At 29.4% G+C, this 20,138-nt stretch carries 26 protein-coding genes and 1 pseudogene; 5 read left to right on the top strand and 22 right to left on the bottom strand.

The features are described 5' to 3' along the window. Positions 1 to 47: 47 nt before the first annotated feature. The 10 genes and pseudogenes from BR66_RS0100225 to BR66_RS26195 form a co-directional block, all read right to left on the bottom strand. Positions 48 to 986, bottom strand: a complete 939-nt coding sequence (locus tag BR66_RS0100225) for a 4Fe-4S double cluster binding domain-containing protein (protein ID WP_026881108.1) — start codon at positions 984 to 986, stop codon at positions 48 to 50. 19 nt (positions 987 to 1,005) lie between these two features. After that, complete coding sequence (locus BR66_RS26320) at positions 1,006 to 1,263, bottom strand: hypothetical protein (RefSeq protein ID WP_026881107.1); 258 nt, start codon at positions 1,261 to 1,263, stop codon at positions 1,006 to 1,008. Between the two features lie 100 nt (positions 1,264 to 1,363). Then, positions 1,364 to 1,912, bottom strand: coding sequence for a GNAT family N-acetyltransferase (locus BR66_RS0100215; protein ID WP_026881106.1), 549 nt, complete (start codon positions 1,910 to 1,912; stop codon positions 1,364 to 1,366). Positions 1,913 to 2,072: 160 nt separating this feature from the next. After that, the gene (locus tag BR66_RS0100210; protein ID WP_026881105.1) at positions 2,073 to 2,393 is read right to left on the bottom strand and encodes an NUDIX hydrolase; all 321 of its coding nucleotides are present in this window, start codon (positions 2,391 to 2,393) and stop codon (positions 2,073 to 2,075) included. Positions 2,394 to 2,469: 76 nt separating this feature from the next. Next, a pseudogene (locus tag BR66_RS26310) lies at positions 2,470 to 2,571 on the bottom strand (DJ-1/PfpI family protein); the annotation flags it as partial. Between the two features lie 74 nt (positions 2,572 to 2,645). After that, positions 2,646 to 2,945: a class I SAM-dependent methyltransferase gene (locus BR66_RS22710; protein WP_242841081.1), complete on the bottom strand. Its 300-nt coding sequence runs from the start codon at positions 2,943 to 2,945 to the stop codon at positions 2,646 to 2,648. A gap of 35 nt (positions 2,946 to 2,980) precedes the next feature. Next, a complete protein-coding gene (locus BR66_RS0100200) occupies positions 2,981 to 3,379 on the bottom strand; it encodes a cytidine/deoxycytidylate deaminase family protein (RefSeq protein WP_026881104.1) in 399 nt (132 codons plus the stop codon). A gap of 33 nt (positions 3,380 to 3,412) precedes the next feature. Continuing rightward, a complete protein-coding gene (locus tag BR66_RS0100195; protein ID WP_035795091.1) occupies positions 3,413 to 4,114 on the bottom strand; it encodes a tyrosine-protein phosphatase in 702 nt (233 codons plus the stop codon). Positions 4,115 to 4,311: 197 nt separating this feature from the next. Continuing rightward, entirely contained in the window at positions 4,312 to 4,878 is a 567-nt protein-coding gene (locus BR66_RS26200) for a DUF5680 domain-containing protein (RefSeq protein ID WP_051624030.1), read from the bottom strand. Positions 4,879 to 4,919: 41 nt separating this feature from the next. Beyond that, positions 4,920 to 5,726, bottom strand: a complete 807-nt coding sequence (locus BR66_RS26195) for an alpha/beta fold hydrolase (protein ID WP_026881102.1) — start codon at positions 5,724 to 5,726, stop codon at positions 4,920 to 4,922. 411 nt (positions 5,727 to 6,137) lie between these two features. On the opposite strand from BR66_RS26195, the gene BR66_RS0100180 reads away from it, so the two are divergent. Both BR66_RS0100180 and BR66_RS22700 read left to right on the top strand, forming a co-directional pair. Next, positions 6,138 to 6,665 carry a ferritin family protein gene (locus tag BR66_RS0100180; protein WP_026881101.1) on the top strand — a complete coding sequence of 176 codons (528 nt, stop codon included), beginning with the start codon at positions 6,138 to 6,140 and terminating at the stop codon, positions 6,663 to 6,665. A gap of 285 nt (positions 6,666 to 6,950) precedes the next feature. Continuing rightward, positions 6,951 to 9,110 carry an HD domain-containing phosphohydrolase gene (locus BR66_RS22700; RefSeq protein ID WP_051624029.1) on the top strand — a complete coding sequence of 720 codons (2,160 nt, stop codon included), beginning with the start codon at positions 6,951 to 6,953 and terminating at the stop codon, positions 9,108 to 9,110. A 65-nt stretch (positions 9,111 to 9,175) separates the two neighbouring features. Here the strand turns inward: BR66_RS22700 and BR66_RS22695 are convergent, their stop codons facing one another. The 3 genes from BR66_RS22695 to BR66_RS26305 all read right to left on the bottom strand — a co-directional run bounded on the left by BR66_RS22695 (position 9,176) and on the right by BR66_RS26305 (position 11,654). After that, complete coding sequence (locus tag BR66_RS22695) at positions 9,176 to 9,991, bottom strand: methyl-accepting chemotaxis protein (protein ID WP_051624028.1); 816 nt, start codon at positions 9,989 to 9,991, stop codon at positions 9,176 to 9,178. 258 nt (positions 9,992 to 10,249) lie between these two features. Then, positions 10,250 to 10,411 (bottom strand): hypothetical protein, encoded by a 162-nt coding sequence (locus tag BR66_RS25450; RefSeq protein ID WP_156946196.1) that lies wholly within the window; start codon positions 10,409 to 10,411, stop codon positions 10,250 to 10,252. A gap of 469 nt (positions 10,412 to 10,880) precedes the next feature. Next, the gene (locus BR66_RS26305) at positions 10,881 to 11,654 is read right to left on the bottom strand and encodes a hypothetical protein (RefSeq protein WP_026881100.1); all 774 of its coding nucleotides are present in this window, start codon (positions 11,652 to 11,654) and stop codon (positions 10,881 to 10,883) included. A gap of 402 nt (positions 11,655 to 12,056) precedes the next feature. Between BR66_RS26305 and BR66_RS25445 the strand changes: the two genes are divergently transcribed. Further along, positions 12,057 to 12,200 carry a hypothetical protein gene (locus BR66_RS25445; protein ID WP_156946195.1) on the top strand — a complete coding sequence of 48 codons (144 nt, stop codon included), beginning with the start codon at positions 12,057 to 12,059 and terminating at the stop codon, positions 12,198 to 12,200. Positions 12,201 to 12,459: 259 nt separating this feature from the next. On the opposite strand, the gene BR66_RS0100150 is transcribed toward BR66_RS25445, so the two are convergent. From BR66_RS0100150 to BR66_RS26570, 6 genes are all read right to left on the bottom strand, one after another. Then, a complete protein-coding gene (locus BR66_RS0100150) occupies positions 12,460 to 13,677 on the bottom strand; it encodes a macrolide family glycosyltransferase (protein WP_026881099.1) in 1,218 nt (405 codons plus the stop codon). Between the two features lie 83 nt (positions 13,678 to 13,760). Next, positions 13,761 to 14,114, bottom strand: a complete 354-nt coding sequence (locus tag BR66_RS24625) for a hypothetical protein (RefSeq protein ID WP_026881098.1) — start codon at positions 14,112 to 14,114, stop codon at positions 13,761 to 13,763. Between the two features lie 4 nt (positions 14,115 to 14,118). Further along, positions 14,119 to 14,250: a hypothetical protein gene (locus BR66_RS26575; RefSeq protein WP_278246792.1), complete on the bottom strand. Its 132-nt coding sequence runs from the start codon at positions 14,248 to 14,250 to the stop codon at positions 14,119 to 14,121. A 15-nt stretch (positions 14,251 to 14,265) separates the two neighbouring features. Further along, on the bottom strand, positions 14,266 to 15,135 hold the full coding sequence (locus BR66_RS0100135; RefSeq protein WP_026881097.1) for a methionyl aminopeptidase: 870 nt from the start codon (positions 15,133 to 15,135) through the stop codon (positions 14,266 to 14,268). A gap of 56 nt (positions 15,136 to 15,191) precedes the next feature. After that, a complete protein-coding gene (locus BR66_RS0100130; protein ID WP_026881096.1) occupies positions 15,192 to 15,872 on the bottom strand; it encodes a DUF5680 domain-containing protein in 681 nt (226 codons plus the stop codon). A 393-nt stretch (positions 15,873 to 16,265) separates the two neighbouring features. After that, positions 16,266 to 16,394, bottom strand: coding sequence for a hypothetical protein (locus BR66_RS26570; protein ID WP_278246791.1), 129 nt, complete (start codon positions 16,392 to 16,394; stop codon positions 16,266 to 16,268). A 969-nt stretch (positions 16,395 to 17,363) separates the two neighbouring features. On the opposite strand from BR66_RS26570, the gene BR66_RS25440 reads away from it, so the two are divergent. Next, positions 17,364 to 17,552, top strand: a complete 189-nt coding sequence (locus BR66_RS25440) for a hypothetical protein (protein ID WP_156946194.1) — start codon at positions 17,364 to 17,366, stop codon at positions 17,550 to 17,552. Positions 17,553 to 17,807: 255 nt separating this feature from the next. Here BR66_RS25440 and BR66_RS0100120 read toward each other — a convergent pair whose 3' ends face one another. Next, a complete protein-coding gene (locus BR66_RS0100120; RefSeq protein WP_242841080.1) occupies positions 17,808 to 18,275 on the bottom strand; it encodes a hypothetical protein in 468 nt (155 codons plus the stop codon). Positions 18,276 to 18,424: 149 nt separating this feature from the next. Between BR66_RS0100120 and BR66_RS0100115 the strand changes: the two genes are divergently transcribed. Beyond that, a complete protein-coding gene (locus tag BR66_RS0100115) occupies positions 18,425 to 19,186 on the top strand; it encodes a potassium channel family protein (protein ID WP_026881094.1) in 762 nt (253 codons plus the stop codon). Between the two features lie 156 nt (positions 19,187 to 19,342). On the opposite strand, the gene BR66_RS0100110 is transcribed toward BR66_RS0100115, so the two are convergent. Continuing rightward, positions 19,343 to 19,573 (bottom strand): hypothetical protein, encoded by a 231-nt coding sequence (locus BR66_RS0100110; RefSeq protein ID WP_026881093.1) that lies wholly within the window; start codon positions 19,571 to 19,573, stop codon positions 19,343 to 19,345. 163 nt (positions 19,574 to 19,736) lie between these two features. Further along, entirely contained in the window at positions 19,737 to 20,120 is a 384-nt protein-coding gene (locus tag BR66_RS0100105; RefSeq protein ID WP_026881092.1) for a VOC family protein, read from the bottom strand. Positions 20,121 to 20,138: the final 18 nt, after the last annotated feature.

Below are 20,138 nucleotides of genomic sequence, written 5' to 3'. Positions count from 1 at the left end.
TCTTTAAGAAGTTCTTCATTAACTAAAATAGAAATTCAATGTACAATTTAACTTATTAAAACACTTAAATTACGAGCAAGTAACTCATAATATTCTATAAAATTAATTAGTTCCAATTTTCTATATGTTATAGCTGGTAATTTGTGTAACGGTGTCTTTGATAATATCATTTTTGTTTCCTGCTCATTGAATTCAGCCAAATCTTCTAAATCCTTAATGCTATTTCTATTTACAGGACAAATAATTTGACATCTCATACATCCTATTATAGAATTATTCCATTTTTGGTTTAACCATTTAGGAAAATCTTTTTCACTTTCATTCTGCAATGTAATGCACTTACTTGCATGAATAACAAATCTATCCTTTGTTATAGATCCAGTGGGACAATTTGCCATACATAAATCACAGTCTCTGCATGCATCCATAATATTAGATTTCTGCCAAGAATCATTTTCACATGGAATATCTGATATATATACACCCATCCAATAAAAGCTACTTTCGTTATTTATATAACATATATTGTTTTTTCCATATTGACCAATACCACTTCTTGATGCTATAAGTTTACATGGAAGATTAATCTTTTTTGCTTTTAAGTTATTATATAAAAGAATACTCTCAATAATTGAAGTTACTTCACTTATTTTTTTATGTTTTTCTTCCAGTTCTATGCTAGAATTAAGCAAATACATAGGAGGCATAATTACAGCTCTCCTTTTCCCTCCAACTGTAAAATATATTCTATTCATAGGTTGGGGAACTGCTATAACAATAATTGACTTTGCTTCTGGAAAGTTTTCCATAGGATTATAATCAAATTCATTTAAATATTTGCCTATATAAGTATTAACATCGTTATATTTTTTTTGGGTAGCATCCATATCTGATTTTATTTCTTCTAGGTGCTTAATAGAAATTATTCCAACTTTAAACCCATGTGATTCAATTTGATTTATAAATTCGTCTTTAATACTAGCCATACATTAAAACACCCCATTTTTATATTGTCTTCACAATATAATCAACGAACCCCTGTCTGATTTTTTCACCGTCATATATTCTTTCTAAAACTCTAATTTCTTTATATAATATTTTCATGTTCTCAAAATATTTGTCTGTTTCACATTCTTCATTAAATCTTTCATTTGTATTGTTCCAGTTTATTACAGCATCATTATCAAAATATCTATGTATATCATTCCAATTTTGTTTATCAATATCACTCCATAACCCTATTACTTGTTCATTATAATTCATTATCTATCATACCTCCTGCTATATAAATACTCATAACTACCTAATTATCAACCGTTGTTACATAATCTAATAAAAATGTTCAATATAATATCGTTTATAATTATATTTGTTCAGATTGCTTTAATCTATAATGTTGCTTTGTCATCAAGTAAGAAGGATGATATAGCCCTGTTGGCATATAGAATTCATCATGAGTATATTTAAACCCAAGTTTTTCAATTAATTGAGCAGATGCCATATTTTTAGGATTGTGTCCTGCAAAAAGTGCATTAACTCTAAGAGTTTTAAAGGCATATTCTATGACTGCAGAACACGATTCTTGAGCAAATCCTCTTCCCCAATATTTCTTTTTTAAATGTATTCCTATTTCAAAAATATTGTTTAGAGAATCATATTGTCTCAAACCACAACATCCTACATTCTCATTAGTTTCCATAAAATAAATTGGCCAATATTGAATATCCTCGTTATTATAAGTTTCTATTTCACTCTTTAATCGTTGATGTACCTGTTCTGTTGACATTTTACCATCTTTTGCAATAAACTTTGTTACTTCTGGATTGCCCCAAAGTTCTAAAGCATCAGCTATATCTTTTTCGCTCCATACTGAAAATCCTAATCTTGGTGTATTCAAAAAAAATTCTCTCATGTTATCTTCTCCTATAGTTTACAACATATGGCATATTCATTTTACTTCCAAAGTTCTACATACTCAACAATAGTTCCATCTAAGTGTTTTATAGTCATATTTCTTCCAGTTGGAACTTCTTTTAATCTCTAATAATTGTAGAACCATTAGCTGATTTTCCTTATACAACATCTTTAAATTTACTTAAAAGTAAAGGTTGTATTTCAGGATATGTCCATGTATTAGGTAATTCATCATATCCTAATATTGAATAAGCACATAAAGGCTTTAAATTATATTCAATCGCTCCAGTTTCTTCAAAAAGCTCTCTTTTAGCTGTTGTTACGATATCTTCTCCCGCTTCTCTATGTCCTCCTGGACATTCATAACTATATCTGTTCTTATGTTTACAGAACACCCATTTTCCATTGGATTTTGACAATATTACTGCAAACTTCAATAAATTATCATTAACTTTATCATAAAATTTAACTTGTATCATATTTGCCTCCTTATATGCAAAATGAACGATTCCCCCATGGCTGTGTTGTAAGTGGTTTTACTATATCTACAGTAAATTGCTCTATAACCCAATTAAAGGCTCTTTTATTTGTTGTTGATCTTTTTCTAACTAATATTCCTGTTTTAGCAAGTAAAGCAGAACCTGTACATAACCTTATATTTTCTTCACAATATAATCGACGAACCCCTGTCTGATTTTTTTACCTTCATATATTCTTTCTAAAACTCTGCTTTATTTATATAATATTTTCATATTCTCAAAATATTTGTCAGGTTCACATTCTTCAAAATATGAATGTATTACAGGGGTTTCATCATCCATTTGTTCATATTGGTTTTCGCCAACAACTACACCTTTACCACAACGGAAATCTTTTGTTGTAAGAAAGTTTACAAACATTAGCCCATTTAGCTTTAATACACGTCTCATTTCATTTATAGATATTGCAACATCTTCTTTTGTCATATGGAATACTGAATTGTAAGAATACACAAAATTAAATGAATCACTTTCAAATTTTAATTTTCTCATATCTCCTTTCTTACTCTTTCATCAATTTAATTTTTTTAATCTGCAACGGAATAGGCAAATGGTACTAGCTCTCTCACACCAATCTTCTTTAATTGATTTTTTGTATTAATAATCACTTCACAGTCAGGCATATAGTCCAAAAGTATTTGTCTACAATTCCCGCAAGGTGGCAGTATTTCTTTACCACTTTCCCCTCTAACCGCAACTATACATTCAAAGTCCCTTTCACCGTGAGTTATGGCTGAACCAATGGCTATCACTTCAGCGCAAGCACCATGAAGGGAATGTACATTAACTCCTGTATAAATTTTTCCGTTTTTACATCTAACTGCCACCGCCACTGTATGATTGTATTTTATGCTATCATAATTCTTTTTTATTGTTTCAGATGCTCTTTCGATTAGTTCAAAGTCTTTTTCTGTAACATCTTGCATTTTATTTTACCTCCTATAAATTCAAGTTAATTACTAACATTCGTTACTGTTTATTAATTTGGTTTTTAATTGTAATATTTCACTATCACTTAAACCAATTTGAGAAAGATATTCTTCTACTGTGTTATATTTTTGCTCAAACATATACAGAAATTTATCCATATACTCTGTTTTTGGAGTTATGATATTCACATCAACGTCCCTGTTTTTTTTACAAAATTTTTGTATAATAGAACCTAAATATGCTTGTGAAATCTGATAATCATCTAAAATATCTGTTTTACAAACACCAGATAATAAGAGTAGCAATGCTGAAATTACCCCCGTCCTATCTTTCCCAGCGGTACAATGATAGAAAACACCGCCTTTAGCTTTTACAAATACTCTCATGATATTAAGTACAGTTTTTTGCTCATCTACCATCTCAAAGTACGAATCTGAAACAGCTTCAACACTTGCAGGTAAACATCCATCCCCATGCATTTTGCAATGATAGTATTCAAAATTTTTATCATTTTCTAACGCACATGGTTTGCTTTGAACTTCATCATCACTTCTGAGGTCAACTATTGTTGTTATATTGCTAGATAATAATAATTCTATATCACCATCCGATACTTGAATTGGCACATCACTACGAAGAAATACATTATATGTTGTTACTCCTGCGCAATCTATTGGATAGCCACCTAAATCGCGTGTGTTTAGAGTATTTCTTAATAAAATTCGACGCATATATTCACTTCCTACCCTATAAATAATTTAAATAAATGTTTTGATTATTATATCATTTTTTCCAAATAGTCGCCATATTTACAAATAACATTATATTTGACTGTAAATAATTCATACCACAACAGTAGGGAAATTTTGCATTTGTTAACAACAAAATAATGACTTGTAAAGTCAACTATCATATTCTTACCTTTATATTATTTAATACAACCACCATGAAAAATACATTCATAGACTTTAATATCATTATAGAATATTTCTTCATAACCATTAAACCACTCAAATTCTCCATTTACTTTACAATGATACTTATAATCACCCTTTTGGTATACTAATGGACCACGATAAGGGTACTCTTTTGGCACTAATAATAAGCACTCTTTTAGGAAATCTCCTGAAAAACCGTCCTCAATAATACGTCCCCTGTAATTCATTGACCAATACGGTGAATTATCACGCCACACTGCTTCTTCTCCAGTAAATTTTTCTCCACCTAAGTAGGTGTCAATATACAATAAATTATTTTCTGCATATTGTATATCATGTGAATTGGGTCTGGAAGAAATAGCTTCTGCACCTTTACCTGCATAAGTAGATTTTTTTGCACGACACAAAAAATCTATTTCTTTTCCATTTATATAATCCAATTGCTTTGTAACCTCATATGCGCACTTTTCATCATCATAATTTTTAATCAGTTTATCAATACTTATTCCAAATAAATTGCTTAGACTAATTATCTTATCAAAGTCAGGATATGACAACTTCCAGTTGCTTTACAATAAAAGTATGAAGCATTTATACCCTATTTTTCTTCTCTACTATTCATTAAAAATTCCAACACAATTTCATTAAATTTATCTGGTTTATCCAAATTAGGTAAATGTCCAGTGCCATTTATTTCAACTTTTCTCACCATATTTATATCAGTTTCCAATAATCTTACAATTTCTTTGATAGGCTGGCAATCATCTGAACCTATAATTAGCAATGTTCTTTTAGTTATTTCCCTAAGTCTTTCTGAAGCAGGTGGATTTAGTGTTTTCTCTATATCCTCTAATGCCCATTCTAATGATGTATCTATAAACATATTTTTTAAACATTTACGAGCCTTTGGATTACGTTGTCTCCACATAGGATTATCAAGCATAAACTCAACTGATTGATTAAACTTTTCATCTCTCTTTGCTATAGATATCCCTGCTAAATACCTTTGTTTACTTGCCTCATCATAAGTTGGATTATACCCATTTAGAGATGAACCACTTAATACTAAGCATTTAACTAGCTCAGAGTATTGAAGAGTAAAGTCAATAGCAATACCTCCCCCCATGGACACCCCAACTAAATGTGCCTTTTTTATCTCAAGATAATCAAATAATCCTTTTAAGTCCTCAAAATGTGAAAATGGTTCACTTGGTCTATCAGATTTACCAAATCCCCTTATATCATATCGAATAACTTTAAAATACTTTCCAAAAAAATTAAATTGGTCATCCCACTGTCTTAAATCAGTAAATCCACTATGAAGCAAAACTAAAACTTCTCCTTCACCTATCATTTCATAATACAGACGTGTTCCATTTACTTTAGCAAAACCATTTGTGTACATTAATTTCCCTCACTCCCTTGACACTAAGCCAACTATTACCTAAAACATAACCTTTATTTCCTGGAATTTGTAAGGATTTTATGAATTAAATTGCCATTTGGATTTAAATAAATATTTTCATCATTATATCATTTTCTCCAATTAATCACCATATTTACAAATAGCATTATATTTTACTGTATATAATTTATGAATATTTACTTGTTTTGTACTTCTTTAGGAACTTATACCACCTGTAAATCCCCTATTTATAATAGTTTTATTATAAAAGTATTATTATAAAAGTGTTAATCTTAATTAAAACAAACCAATTTGCTTTACAAAGTAAACTACTTACCTAACTGCTGTAACATCTTTTGTTATTACTTAATAAACTACATTGTAGCTAATTAAATTTTGGAGGCTGAATTAATGGAACACTATCCTGTATGTCCTTTTTGTTTTAATTCACCGTATACCCCTAATATGTATAGATTAGAAAATACAGTAAACATTGATCCTTATACCTATCCCCAAAACCTTACAAACGCAATACAACTTATTGAAGGAGCAGTAGCAGGTGAAAGAGAAGACGAACTTTTTTATGATTATTTAATAAATGTTGCCACCAGTGAAGAAGCAAAAAATATAATTGGAAGCATTAGAGATGATGAAATGAAACATAATAAAATGTTTAGAAAGATTTATACTGATATTACAAGAAAAACATTACCTGCTAATCAAAATATTAACTTTGAAAAACCCAAATCATACTGTGATGGCATTAAAAAGGCTTTAAATGGAGAACTAGGAGCTGTACAAAGATACAGAATGATTCTATTTGCTCTCCAAAATAGAGTCCATATTAATATGCTTACAGAAATTATAACTGATGAACTTAGGCATGCAAACCTATATAATTTTTTATTCACATTAGGTAAATGTGCTGAGCAAAACTAAAAATCCTATAAATATTAATAATATGTTCCCTTTTCTCCCTAATGCTGCAACAGAGTAGTTTTGTCGTTTTACTATATTAATTGTCAAAAATTTCTGATACAATTAAGTAGTTTGTGGGAAATTTGAGAATAAAAATCAATATACAAAAAAACAGAACTATTCTTTACACTTATTTTGTTTGATAGTAATTAATAAGATAAAATACAATTAACATCTTATTAAATTACTTCCTACATACAATAAATAAGCTTTAATCAATAATGTACAAGGAAGAGGGATTCATGGATGTGTAACGAAAGAGAAAAAAAACATTTTAAATTATTTATGATAGTCATTACCACTATTATAGCTTATGCAGTTAGTTATATTTGCCAATCTAATGGGGTTTATACTATATTTCAAAATATATTTTATATACCAATTTTATTGTCATGCTTTTGGTTTGGCAAGAAAGGTTTTAAATATTCTGTATTCATAACTACGACACATTTTCTGCTTTTCATTAAATATAACTCTGGACACCATTTGGAAGAGCTTGTGAGATTATTTGTATTTATTATTATCTCACTAATAACATATAAAATTATCACTAGAATAAAAGATCAGCAAGCTAAAATTAATCATATGAATAAATTACTGATAAATGATGTAGAAAGGTTTAATAAGGTTCAAAGTCTCTCTCATTTAGGAAACTATGAAATAAATTTGCAAACAGGTAAGACTATATGGTCTGATGAGCTTTTTAGAATATTTGGGTACGAGCCTAAAAGTTTTGAGCCTACAAGTGAAAAAAGAATAGAGTTAACCCATCCTGATGATAAAGAATTTTTAAGAAATAATATAAAAAAGGCTATTGATGAAAAAAGTAGTTTCAGAATTGAAAACCGTATAGTAAGACCTGATGGAAGTATACATTGGATACTATCAACGGGTTGTGTAGAATTTAGCGAAGACAAAAAAACACAAAGTTTTATAGGAGCACTTATTGATATAACTGAAAGGAAATTATTAGAGAAATCCCTGGAAGAAGAAAAAGAACAATTAAATGTAACCATATCTTCAATCGGTGATGGTGTAATCTCTTCGGGGGTAAACGGTAAAATAAAAATATTAAATAAAGTAGCTGAAAATTTAACAGGATGGACTCAAGAAGAAGCTCTAGGAAAACCTACAGAGGACGTTTTTAATATAATAAGTCATGGTAGCAGATTAAAATACGAAGATCCAATACGAAAAGTGATAGAAAACAGACGAACTATAGATCCTAAACATACGCTGTTAATATCAAAAGATGGAACAGAAAGAGCTATATCCAACAGTGCTTCACCTATTAAGGATAATGATGGTAATATTCAAGGTACGATACTGGTATTTAGAGATCTTACTGAAGAAAAAACAAGGCAAAATGAACTTTACTACATGAGTTATTACGATTTGCTCACAGGACTTTATAATAGAAAATTTTTTGAAAAAGAAATGGAAAAGCTAGATACAGAAAATAATCTTCCTATTGCCATTATTATGGGGAATGTAAATGGATTAAAACTTACTAATGATGCCTTTGGGCATAGTGAAGGTGACAAACTTTTAAAAAAAGCAGCATTAACAATTAAAAATACTTGTAGAAAAAATGATATTTCAGCCAGGTGGGGTGGAGATGAATTTACTATTTTGCTTCCTAAAACTGAAAAATGTGAAGCAGAATCAATTGTACAAAGGATTAAGAATATATGTTCTAACATACAGATTGATTCTATTGATGTTTCAATTTCTTTCGGATGTGATGCAAAGGAAAATATTAATGACGATATATTAAAAGTATTAAAGAATGCAGAAGATTATATGTATAAAAATAAAGTTATTGAAAGTGACAGCATGAGAGGGAATATAATAAATACAATTTTAAATACTCTCTATGAAAAAAATCCCAGGGAAGGACGACATTCAAAGCGAGTTAGTGAACTTTGCCAGCAGATAGGTTTAGCAATGGAATTACCTAAAATAGAAATTAATAAATTGAAAGTTGTTGGTCTCCTCCATGATATTGGTAAAATCGCTATTGAAGAAAGTATTCTTAATAAGCCAGGAAAACTTACAGATAAAGAATGGGACGAGATAAGAAGACATCCCGACATAGGTTACAGAATATTAAGTTCATCAAATGAAATGTTAGAAATAGCAGATTATGTCCTGGCACACCATGAGAGATTTGATGGATTGGGTTATCCTCAAAAATTGAAAGGAGAAAAGATCCCCCTACTGTCAAGAATTATCGCTATTGCGGATTCATATGATGCTATGACCAGCGAAAGATCATATAGGAAGCCTTTGGATAAAAATACAGTTGTTAACGAACTTATTAAAAACAAAGGCACCCAATTTGACCCACAAATCGTGAATATATTTATAAAAAAAGTGTTAAATAACCATCAACGTACATATTGAACATAGCTTGGTAAAAAATAATATGATGGCTAAATTGTGGTAATTTTACTAAACCTAGAACTACTCTATATTATTTTAGCTATACTATCCAAGTTTACTGCCGATGTTGCAAGATCTTCGATAGCTTTCGCTATATCATTTATAGCTGTTGATTGACTATTTCCAAGGCTAGCTGCCTCAAGAATAGTCTTGTCCATAATTAATGATTTTTCCTGGATGTTTTCAAGTATTCCCTTTATGCTTTTTACAGAATCAGAACTATTAGTTGACATTTTCCTTATTTCTGATGCTACTACTGAGAATCCTCTTCCTGCTTCTCCTGCCCTAGCTGCTTCAATTGCAGCATTGATACCTAATAGATTAGAATTTGAAGCTATGCTGTTTATAAATTTCAATACCTCATCTGTTTTATTAATCTCATCCATTACATCTTTAACCTTTGATTTTAGGCTTTCTAAATCTTTTGCTAACATTGTTGAAGATGCAGCAACTTCTTCTGTAGTTGCTGTAATTTCCTCAGATGTTGCCGCAATGTTTTGAATAACATTCAGTAAAGTTTCTTGAGATTTCAGACTTGTGGCATTACCAATTGCTCCTATAATTTTATTATCTTCATAAATTGGTGTGCCAATTGCTTTTACAGGAACACCATAAACCTCATTAGTAAGAGTTTTATGAATTACCTTACCAGTGGATAAACATTCGGCTACCGCACTTCCTTGTGGTAATTTAGTACCTATCTTAGCATTTAACTTAAAACTCTCTGCATCAATAAAGTTCACTATTATACCTTCATTGTCTACTATCATAACAACAGAATCCAGTGGATTTAAATCCTTAAAATTATTTAAATATGAATTCAATACTTCCAAATTATTCATACCAGTCATCTCCATTTTGTATTTTTTGTCATATTATATCTAATTTTCGTATATTTTATTATAATTATAACATTATTATTGTATTAATTACTATATTTTATAGTAAAATAATGCCTTTGGAGTTTAGGTAAATCAAATTTAATCCCAAATTATAATTTTCTTAATGTAATATATTGCATAATTGTATATCATTGTATAAATATTGTTTCTATGATGATAACCTTAATTATATTAACAATTGATTTTATTTTATCATTTTTATTTATTAAATCTACTATCCAAAAATCTTTTCTTTTGATACGTAAGGCTATCGTATTCTTTGTCATCTATTAAGCCTCTTTGCTTAAATTTATCTAATAAATAAATCATACGCTCACAAAGTTCTTTTATATCCTTCTCATATTTTTTATTATTTTCCACGATAAACATCTCCAAATATGCAATCTTTATATTACAATAATATCATATTTTTACAATTTATAAAATACTTTGTTGCATATATTGCGTTTGCTAGTTCAAAATAATTCAATAGTACTGATATTTAAGATATTCTATCTCACCTAAGAAAAGCTCGCCAAATGGGCTTTCCTTTTTATGCATAAAACTAATAATAGACGGTATACTATTAATGCAATCTATTTTTGCGATTAAAATACCTATTTGGATGGGTGAAACTACAGGATTTATTTTTTAGAGTTTCACCTTTTATTTGTATTGCTACGTAAAAACACCCCAAAATCCATTTATGAATAATGCGGTGTTTTAAATAATTGTTCAGTTTTTATAGTTGTGACGTTTTATAAGAAAAATGCGAAATAACCGAATCTAAAATTATATTTATTAAACTCCATAAATTGAAATTTATCAATTTATGATTATGCTCATAATCTTACCATTCATTAATGGCATATAAAGTTGCAAGCCTAACCTGTTTCAGTAATTCACTCGACAGAAACTCGTATTCTTTATCCATCCCTTTTTCATGTGCCATATAAGGAGGACTGTCATTCCAAGAACCCATTGCACCAAAAACATCGGCAGTACTAGCCGCTTCAAAAAGGTGTAGGTTTTCTTCTGGAATTTCTGGGCGTGGTATATAATATGCAGTATCTGTATAGTCAGAAGAACCCAACAGTATATCAAGAGCCTTTTGAAATACCATGGCAAAATTATTACAATCAATCTTTCGTGCCAATTCTTTTATTTCGGATAATACGGATTTGAAACTCTCAGTATTATTTTTAAACTGTGGTTTTACCGAAGGAGCATCTTTCCACTCCTGTTCTGTATAAAGAATATCCCACATTTTTTGAGCGGAATCAAATTCCCATTGTGCAGAGAAGTAAGCAACTTCGCCACCTTTATAAAAGCATACAACAGAACTTTGTCTTGTGCTAGAAAAGCCGAGAATATTGCGATCCTTAACTGCGGCAGGTGCAAGGAACTTTATATCTTGTATCCGTTTTTTTAAGCAATAATCATACCATGCCGGTACATTTTCCGCTTTATATTTTTTTGTACTAAACAGTTTCTTTTCCGGCAGAAACTGAAATTCAATTTTTTTCTCATATTTGAGCGGAGTATACGTTAGTGCTGATTTCTCTTTTAACGCTTTTTTTGCTGCTGCAGTAATGCAACAAATCTGATACATTTGACCGTTCAACTATTCTCATCTCCTTTACACAAATTTTGAATAATCTCTGGTTTAATCCCGCATACAACTTTACTATTTGTCTACATATAAATAATCTTTGCTTCGCCTTTTTTAATAGTATGACTTAACTAATGGTAATTATATCATATCAACATTGTAGTAAAATATCATTTTTGTATAAATTAGATATTATTTTGCTTTTTAGCCCGCATTATTCAATTTTCAAAGAACATTGCTCGTATTTTAACTTTTACAAGTTACGTCGTATTTTTTTCAAAATACATATCTAAATGTACAATCTTTTTTGCAAAAATATATTTTAAATTTATATACTCTGGCAGAGGTCTTATATAATAATTAATAAGCCACAAGTATATTATATAAAATTTTAATATTCAAGGAGTGATTGAAGTGGTTATAGAAAAAGGTGATAGAGTATACCTTAAAGGTAAATATGGTATGAGTTATGACGTCGCAGTTGAATCAGTTAATGGAGAATATGCAACTGTAAAAGGAGATATTACATTTGGTACTAAAAAAATTAAATTAAATTAAATAAGCTAGTTAAACAACCTTCTGAATAATTTCTAAAAGATTCACTTGAGATTGATACAAATATGAAAAACACTAAGTTATTAATTTAGTGTTTTTATTGTACTAATTGCTATTTTTTATAGCAGAATAAAACCTAATGAGCTTAACTCTCACTATATTTTTTTTATTATTCATATCTATTCTATCAAATGACGTGCCAAACAGTTATTTATTTATTATTACGTACACCATATTCAACTTATATATATAATTTATGTTATTAAGCAAGAATATGTTTTCCTTTTTTTAGATTAAAAATCTCTTCAACTGCCCTTTTATAACCACCCGTCTGTTTAAAAGAACTACTTATCTTTTTTATATTTTCAAGATAGCTTGGATTAGTTAAAACTTCATTAACAGAATTTTTTAAAATTTCTGGAGTCAGCTTGTCTTTATCAAGAGCAATAGTTGCTCCAAGCTCTGATGCTCTTCCCGCCATATATGGTTGATCTGCACTTATAGGTATTGCTACAAAAGGTACATTATTATATAATAAATCACTTGTACTGTTCATTCCCGCATGAGTTATTGCAACATCGGTATATTTTAGAATTTCTGATTGAGGAACATAATTCCTAACAATGAAATTCTTTGGTACATCAAATCCAGATAAATCTACATTATACGCAGCCATAACTACAATTGCCTCGGTGTTAGCAAAGCTTCTAAAGAATATATCATAAAGCTCACTATTAGTATTGTTAAAAACCGTACCTAATGAAATATATATAACTTTCTTTCCTTGTAACTTTTCAAATGGAAAATTCAAGTCTTCTTCTCTATTATATATTGGTGGACCAATAAATATAAAACTATTATCATAATATTCTGGATGTGAAACAAAATATTTAGAAGTATAAGCAATATTAATATCACCTTTATTGAAAAACAATTCAAGCATGTTACTAGGTAATTCCACATTGTAACTTTGTTTTAATTGCTTTGAAACCTCTTTGTAAATATCATTAATTGGATGATCTTTTAATAAACTTATATCCATAAATCCTTTGTTTTGAGCCATAAGTTCCTTTGGAGTAGCAAATACTGCGAATGATGAAATAGACGGTATTTCCAATATTTGAGCAATCATATTTCCATATGGGAACATTGCTCCATAAATGATATAATCAAATTCTAAATCTTTAATCTTATCCAAAATATCTTTTATAATAGCATCACTTGAATTAAGTATCTCACATCTCTGGTCTAAAAAATCACCAATCTTCATTTCAGATGTAATCTTTCGTCTTTTTGTCAATGGGTTTGTCTCTTTACTGTAGCTTATAAAATGAGCACCGGTTTTTTCAATTTCATTCTTGAATTCATCAGTGCAAAAATAAGTTACACTTTCCCCTTGTTTCACTAGTGCATCTACAAGCCCTAGCGTGGGATTAACATGACCATAAGCAGGAACATTTAAGAAAAGAACATTCGACATATCTTCACATCCTAACATTATTTTATACTAATATTTTACTACAAAGATTAATAATGTCAATATGTAAACAAACAATTCAATTCTTATATTGTTGCATCAAGCATTTCAATGTCATTTGCCCAAATTTCAATATCTTTTACTTCCTGTTTGCTAGTTAACAATACCATATGCAATATATCTTCACCAGAATTAACTACAACATTAAGTATTTCATCATCTCCAAATTCTTCACAATCTGGTTTAATTGTATATTTTTCAACTTCACTAAACACTAATTTACATAAAACAACTTCTGGTTTATCTTTCTTATATCCTTTTTGTCTCCAATTGCATAATTCAATATCGATAACTAGTTTTTTATTAATCTTATCATATTGTAAATCTTCAACAGAACTGTCGTGAAAATCATAGTTTTTTGTTAAATCATATAACTTCATAATATCATTTCCCTTTCATTGGTAGGTTTCCTATGTTATCTTGTATAGCTTTTCGTTCTGAAGTTTGAACTTGTGGTACATCTTGAGCCTCAATGTCCTGCTTAGTTTTAACATCTGTCTGATTATCTGAATTCATTTTGATGAATTGTTATTATTTCGATATTATTTCAATTCCATCTTCGGTTACAAGAATTGTATGCTCCCACTGTGCTGAAAGCGATCCATCAGCAGTAAATGCTGTCCATCCATTATCCTCATCTATAAATATTTCATGACTTCCACCATTTATCATTGGTTCAATCGTAAATACCATTCCTGGTGCTAAAATCATATCTGTTCCTTTAGTTCCAAAATGAAAAACAAATGGATCCTCATGAATATCTATTCCAACCCCATGTCCTCCAAAATCCCTAACTACCGAGTAGCCATTACTTTCTGCATAATCTTGTATAGCAGCGCCTATGTCACCTAAAAAGCTCCAAGGTTTTACTGCTTCCATTCCTTTATTTAAACATTCCTTAGTTATTTCTACTATCTTTCTAGCTTCATTACTTACTTCTCCAATCATAAACATTCTTGACGCATCTGAATAATATCCATTAAGTATGGTCGTTGCATCAACATTTATAATATCACCATTTTTAAGTACTCTATCTTGGCTTGGTATTCCATGACACACTTCATCATTAATAGATGTACAAATACTTTTGGGAAATCCATCATAATTGAGAGTGGCCGGAATTCCACCATGATATATTGTATATTCATGAGCTAGTTTATTAATTTCTTCTGTAGTCATTCCTTCTTTAATATTTTCACTAATTAAATCTAAAAGGCCATTATTAATTTTAGCACTTTTTCTGATTCCTTCAATTTGATCTTTGTTTTTAATAAGATTTCTTGTTGGAACTATGCAGCCTTGATTCTTCAAGTTTTCTAACTTTTTATCAAAGTCCAAATGGCAATTCTTATATTTTATTCCACTTCCACACCAGCATTTATCATTTCTACATAAACTCATTATACATTCTCCTATATTAAGATTAATTTAACTAAAAACAACATCCGATTAATCTATTATTTAATAATTCCACCATGAAAAAAGCACTCATACACCTTCGTATCATCAAAATAAATTTCCTCATATCCTTGAAACCACTTAAACTCTCCATTAACAATGCAATGATATTTATATTGTCCATCTTGATATACCATAGGTCCACGATATGGATTTTCTTCTGATACTAAATTTAATGCTTCTTTTAAAAATTTTGCTGAAAAGCCTTCACCAATAATTCTGCCTGTATAATTCATTGACCAAAATGGAATGTCATCTTCCCATAAAGCTTCTTCTCCTCCAAATTGCTCTCTTCCTAAATAGGTATCAATATACTTTAAATTTCCTTCTGTATACTCAAAATCATGTGAATTAGGTCTTGAAGATTCAATTTCACCGCCCTCTCCTGCATATGTAGCTCTTTTGGCATTACGTAAAAATTCTACTGTTTTTTCATGTATAGAATCAACTTTTTTCTCTTCTATACATAAACGACAATTTTCTTCATAATCATTAACTAGTTTATCTATACTTACTTTAAAGAAATCACTTAATGCTATTAGTCTTGCAATGTCGGGGTATGAATGACCAACTTCCCACTTTGCAACTGCTTGCCTTGATATACCAAGCATTTCAGCTAATTTCTCTTGCGATAATCCTTTTCCTTTTCTAAGAATCTGCAATTGTTCCGGAAAACTCATTTTTAATCACCCCTAAATAAGTTTACTAATAAAACAACTATATTGCTACCAATTGAACATAACATTTTGGCAACTATAGGTTGCTTTTGATAAGGACTCAGATGTTTTTTTATATTATTTAGAATGTTATGCTATTAGATTGATATTTTCTTCAGATAGAGTATGCAAGACCTCTTCCTACAAGACCTATGAAAAAATTGTGAAAGTCATTAATATCTATTTCCCATAACTTTTTCATAATTGTAATCAAATATATCTTTCAGTTCCTTTAAATATTCATTACTTGTGTCAGTTTCTGAGGAATACGTTACTATGTCCTGCTGCTAGATTTACAATATTCCCAAGACAATCATCAACTAATTCATTGTTTTGTATTGATAAAAAAAGAGCTTTTCAGCTCTGTTTATTTTGGGTTCCACTTAAAGGTATATCCATTTTTGTATTTGTTGTAATTTTCTCTGGATGTTTAGGATTTCTGCATTTTTTATCATCTTTTTTTTCCTTTTCTAGTTTAGATTCCATTATATTCACCTTCCTCAATAATTGTATTCCCTAAGGTTAATGAAAATATTCTTATATATTTGGGACCTTAAAAATACTGCTAATTATCAAGTAATACCAATGTAAATATCCTTATAACTAAAACTTGATTTGATTAGTATATAGCTAGCATAACTTGCTACTTTATTGTTATCAGTTTTAAGCCAATGATTCCACTTACGATTAATACAATACAAAAAACTCGCATAATACTAATATTGAAATCAATTATAATATCTCCCAGGCCTTTATCCTTCCGTGAACACAGAAACAACCAGTACCAAATATTTAATGATATTAAATATTTGAATGTCTGCGATATATGTCAATTCATCTATCCTTTATATGGATTGACTTTATATCTTTTATTCCATTTGTTTACATTTTGTTTCAATAGTTGTAATATATATTATAAAAGGGGGAATTTACAATGTTTAAATCACAAAAAAAAAATATTCATCAACTCTTCTATATTTATTTTATTCTTTTTAGCTTTTACAATTTTTCAAAGTTCAATAGCGAAAGCAGCTGCAATAGATCCACTGACTCATTCAACCAACCAAGGTAATATATAATATATTACCGCTTATTCTTATAATTAAACTCCATATTGGTATTCAAAACAAAACAATACTACATCTACCATCTATGGCACTAGTGCATGTATCCGTTTTCGAGAATCTCAAGATAATACACTTTCAAATGAGATCATTTATGTAGACCATGACCAAGTAACATCACAAAATTCAAGGGGAACAACAACAAGTGCTTCTGATAGACCTTCTGGCTATGCTAACTACCTTTTTTCGGACTATAATATTAGTGGCCTATCTGCTGGATCACATACTATAACAGTTTTAAGATATAAATATGCCGGTACATCATTAATTATTTATGCTGATTCGATTAATATTAATGTAATACCAGATTCAATTATACCAGATGAGACAAATGTTCCTATCGATAAGATCTTTGGCTTTGGCTTTGGCTTTGGCTTCGGTACCCCTATTCTTCGGTACCCCTATTACATTAGATGACTATAATCTTAGTCATATACATGTATATAATGGCTACGGAATAAATGGTACAGGCTTCAATTTAAAAACATCAGACGTAGTGCCTGGTATTACAGCTGGTTAAAAATAACCTTTATGTTTTTTCGCCATCCCAAGGATACTCTTTAGGTTATCTTTATACCTTAGTAATTGATGCCGGATTAAGAGCTGACAATGGTGGTTTGTTAACAAATAGAATTGTATGTCACTTTACGATTACAAATACTAAAGCAAATACTGTAACTAGCTCATTAGTAAAAAATTCTAACATTCCGTATACGTTTAAACCTAATATATCTTTTAAATAGGTTGCAATGATTACATTAGTCTATTAACTCCACTATATTGATTTGAAGATATTTATATATTCATTTGCTTGATCTGGTGTTAAGACTCTATCTATTCTTATTAATACATTGTTTTTTTGTTCTACATACTGTGTTAGCATAGGCATCGATTTTATTATATTTTGTATATACTTTTTCCTATTTGTTGCATCTTCTTTATTTTTAAATAATTCAACAGAACAATCTACATTTGAATCCTTTGATCTGCTATCCGCCCATGTTATTTTTTCAGTATACTCATTTGGTCTTCCTAAAAATTTATTAGGATCATTTTCAGCTGTTATTACACTAATATTTGTCATATATTGTGTATCTTTTTCTTTTAACTTATTTACAATTAGCTGTGCGGTAATTTTTATTTTTGGTTTTACCTTTGCTTTTTTTATAGCATTTCCTGTAGTACTAGATTCACATCCAGTTAATAAGGCAAATGCAACTAAACATAATATAAATATATTCAATATATTTTCTTAAATGGCGTGTCATTTACTCATTCAGCATTACAAAATTGTATAATATTATGTAATTCATCTCTAAATATGATATGATTGTTAAAAATAGCCCAATTTAATGATTTCATTTTTAGCATACATAATTAGGGGATGAATCTATGTTTAAAAACAAGAAATTAATTTATGATATAGTAATGGCTTTACTGTCTTTGGTAGTTATTATTATGTTAATAATTGATAGCTCTTATACCTTGTCTAATAAAATTACAGATATATTCGATATTATAGACAACGCAGTATTAATTGTTTTCTCTATAGATTATTTTACAAGATTAATTCTGTCAAAAAACAAAAAAGCATTTTTTAAGAGTAATATTATTGATTTAATTACAATAATACCATTTAACTCAATTTTTCAAGCAGCTAAAATACTAAGATTAGCAAGAACACTTAAATTCACTAAATTATTTAAGACTCTAAAAATACTTAGATCAGCAGTATTTCTATTGAAAATTCGGAAACATATAGATGACTTCTTAAAAACAAACAATTTTCATTATGTAATCTGGTTTACTTTAACTGCACTTTTTGTTGGAACTCTAGGAATACACTTTGCTGAAGGCATTTCATATGGGAATGCACTTTGGTGGAGTTTTGTTACTCTTACAACTGTAGGATATGGCGATATATCACCTGCCACACCTATTGGCAGAATAATCGCAAGTATACTTATGCTTGTAGGTATAGGATTTCTGGGCATGCTTACCGGTACTATATCAGTATTTTTTCTTAGAAAAAATACTAATACAAGCTATAAAAACCAAACCATAGAAGATATAAAAACCAAGCTAGATAATTTTGATGACTTAAGTAGTGAGGATATATATGATATATATAAAGTGCTTAAAGCGTTAAAATAATGCTTTATATGACTATATTACTAGTTGCTGCTAATTGAAGGTGCCTTTGTTGTAGCAAATATAGCTGTAAACCTTCAATTCACAATTGGTATGACTTATGAGCCCTTTCTCTTTAAGATAATTTTTTAAAAATATTGATTAAAGTTTAAGATTAAATCAGTTCATTAATGAAACCCAAATTAAACAAAACCCCGCAACTATTATACAAATATAAGCATTTGATTTATTCTTTTTATATCTAATGATATTTGGAATAAATTCCATGCTAAATCCAAGTATGATGGTCATAATTCCTGCACTGAACAAAAAACAAGTTATCCGTTTTGTTAGAATACTAACAAGTAATATAGGTAGTAAGTACAAAATAATTGTTATGAATTTATTCATCTCAGTTACCTCCTTAATTTTACAAAAATACTATTAATGTGATACATTAAATACAATTATTTTACCTAGATATATTTTTATCCTTGTTTCATATAGTACGAAAAGTTTGAAGTAATTTCATTACTTCGCAAAATTCTAATTTGAACCTCGGAGATTACTCTTTTTATTCCACAATTTCAATTTGATTGTTTTCTGAATCAAGGCAACAGCTTTCGTAATATCCATCACCTGTTATCCTTGGTCCACTTATCACGGTATAGCCATCTTTTTTAAGCATATATGTCAAGTCATCCACTTTTTGTTTACTGCCAACACTAAAAGCTAAATGAATGTAACCATAATGCTTCATATTCTTTTCATTTTCATGCAATTCTGGAATGGTCATGATTTCCAACCGTTCTTCGCCAGAAAAAGATAAAAAATATGTTTCCAACCCGGTTTTCGAATTGTGATATTTTTCATTTTCTATTGCACCAAAGTATTTCTTGTAAAATTCTTTTGCCCTTTCTAAATCTTTTACATATAAAGCTATATGATTAATTTTCATTCAATTACTCCTCCCCAT

The organism is Clostridium akagii DSM 12554 (assembly GCF_000686725.1).
GTDB classification, from domain to species: domain Bacteria; phylum Bacillota; class Clostridia; order Clostridiales; family Clostridiaceae; genus Clostridium_I; species Clostridium_I akagii.
This window is presented reverse-complemented; position numbering and strand designations above follow the sequence as displayed.

What these genes read in the sequence shown, in the direction of transcription:
- BR66_RS0100225 (WP_026881108.1), bottom strand. Translation starts at nt 986, where the DNA reads ATGGCTAGTATTAAAGACGAATTTATAAATCAAATTGAATCACATGGG.
- BR66_RS26320 (WP_026881107.1), bottom strand. Translation starts at nt 1,263, where the DNA reads ATGAATTATAATGAACAAGTAATAGGGTTATGGAGTGATATTGATAAA.
- BR66_RS0100215 (WP_026881106.1), bottom strand. Translation starts at nt 1,912, where the DNA reads ATGAGAGAATTTTTTTTGAATACACCAAGATTAGGATTTTCAGTATGG.
- BR66_RS0100210 (WP_026881105.1), bottom strand. Translation starts at nt 2,393, where the DNA reads ATGATACAAGTTAAATTTTATGATAAAGTTAATGATAATTTATTGAAG.
- BR66_RS22710 (WP_242841081.1), bottom strand. Translation starts at nt 2,945, where the DNA reads ATGAGAAAATTAAAATTTGAAAGTGATTCATTTAATTTTGTGTATTCT.
- BR66_RS0100200 (WP_026881104.1), bottom strand. Translation starts at nt 3,379, where the DNA reads ATGCAAGATGTTACAGAAAAAGACTTTGAACTAATCGAAAGAGCATCT.
- BR66_RS0100195 (WP_035795091.1), bottom strand. Translation starts at nt 4,114, where the DNA reads ATGCGTCGAATTTTATTAAGAAATACTCTAAACACACGCGATTTAGGT.
- BR66_RS26195 (WP_026881102.1), bottom strand. Translation starts at nt 5,726, where the DNA reads ATGTACACAAATGGTTTTGCTAAAGTAAATGGAACACGTCTGTATTAT.
- BR66_RS0100180 (WP_026881101.1), top strand. Translation starts at nt 6,138, where the DNA reads ATGGAACACTATCCTGTATGTCCTTTTTGTTTTAATTCACCGTATACC.
- BR66_RS22700 (WP_051624029.1), top strand. Translation starts at nt 6,951, where the DNA reads ATGTGTAACGAAAGAGAAAAAAAACATTTTAAATTATTTATGATAGTC.
- BR66_RS22695 (WP_051624028.1), bottom strand. Translation starts at nt 9,991, where the DNA reads ATGAATAATTTGGAAGTATTGAATTCATATTTAAATAATTTTAAGGAT.
- BR66_RS0100150 (WP_026881099.1), bottom strand. Translation starts at nt 13,677, where the DNA reads ATGTCGAATGTTCTTTTCTTAAATGTTCCTGCTTATGGTCATGTTAAT.
- BR66_RS24625 (WP_026881098.1), bottom strand. Translation starts at nt 14,114, where the DNA reads ATGAAGTTATATGATTTAACAAAAAACTATGATTTTCACGACAGTTCT.
- BR66_RS26575 (WP_278246792.1), bottom strand. Translation starts at nt 14,250, where the DNA reads ATGAATTCAGATAATCAGACAGATGTTAAAACTAAGCAGGACATTGAG.
- BR66_RS0100135 (WP_026881097.1), bottom strand. Translation starts at nt 15,135, where the DNA reads ATGAGTTTATGTAGAAATGATAAATGCTGGTGTGGAAGTGGAATAAAA.
- BR66_RS0100130 (WP_026881096.1), bottom strand. Translation starts at nt 15,872, where the DNA reads ATGAGTTTTCCGGAACAATTGCAGATTCTTAGAAAAGGAAAAGGATTA.
- BR66_RS26570 (WP_278246791.1), bottom strand. Translation starts at nt 16,394, where the DNA reads ATGGAATCTAAACTAGAAAAGGAAAAAAAAGATGATAAAAAATGCAGA.
- BR66_RS25440 (WP_156946194.1), top strand. Translation starts at nt 17,364, where the DNA reads ATGTTCCTATCGATAAGATCTTTGGCTTTGGCTTTGGCTTTGGCTTCG.
- BR66_RS0100115 (WP_026881094.1), top strand. Translation starts at nt 18,425, where the DNA reads ATGTTTAAAAACAAGAAATTAATTTATGATATAGTAATGGCTTTACTG.
- BR66_RS0100110 (WP_026881093.1), bottom strand. Translation starts at nt 19,573, where the DNA reads ATGAATAAATTCATAACAATTATTTTGTACTTACTACCTATATTACTT.
- BR66_RS0100105 (WP_026881092.1), bottom strand. Translation starts at nt 20,120, where the DNA reads ATGAAAATTAATCATATAGCTTTATATGTAAAAGATTTAGAAAGGGCA.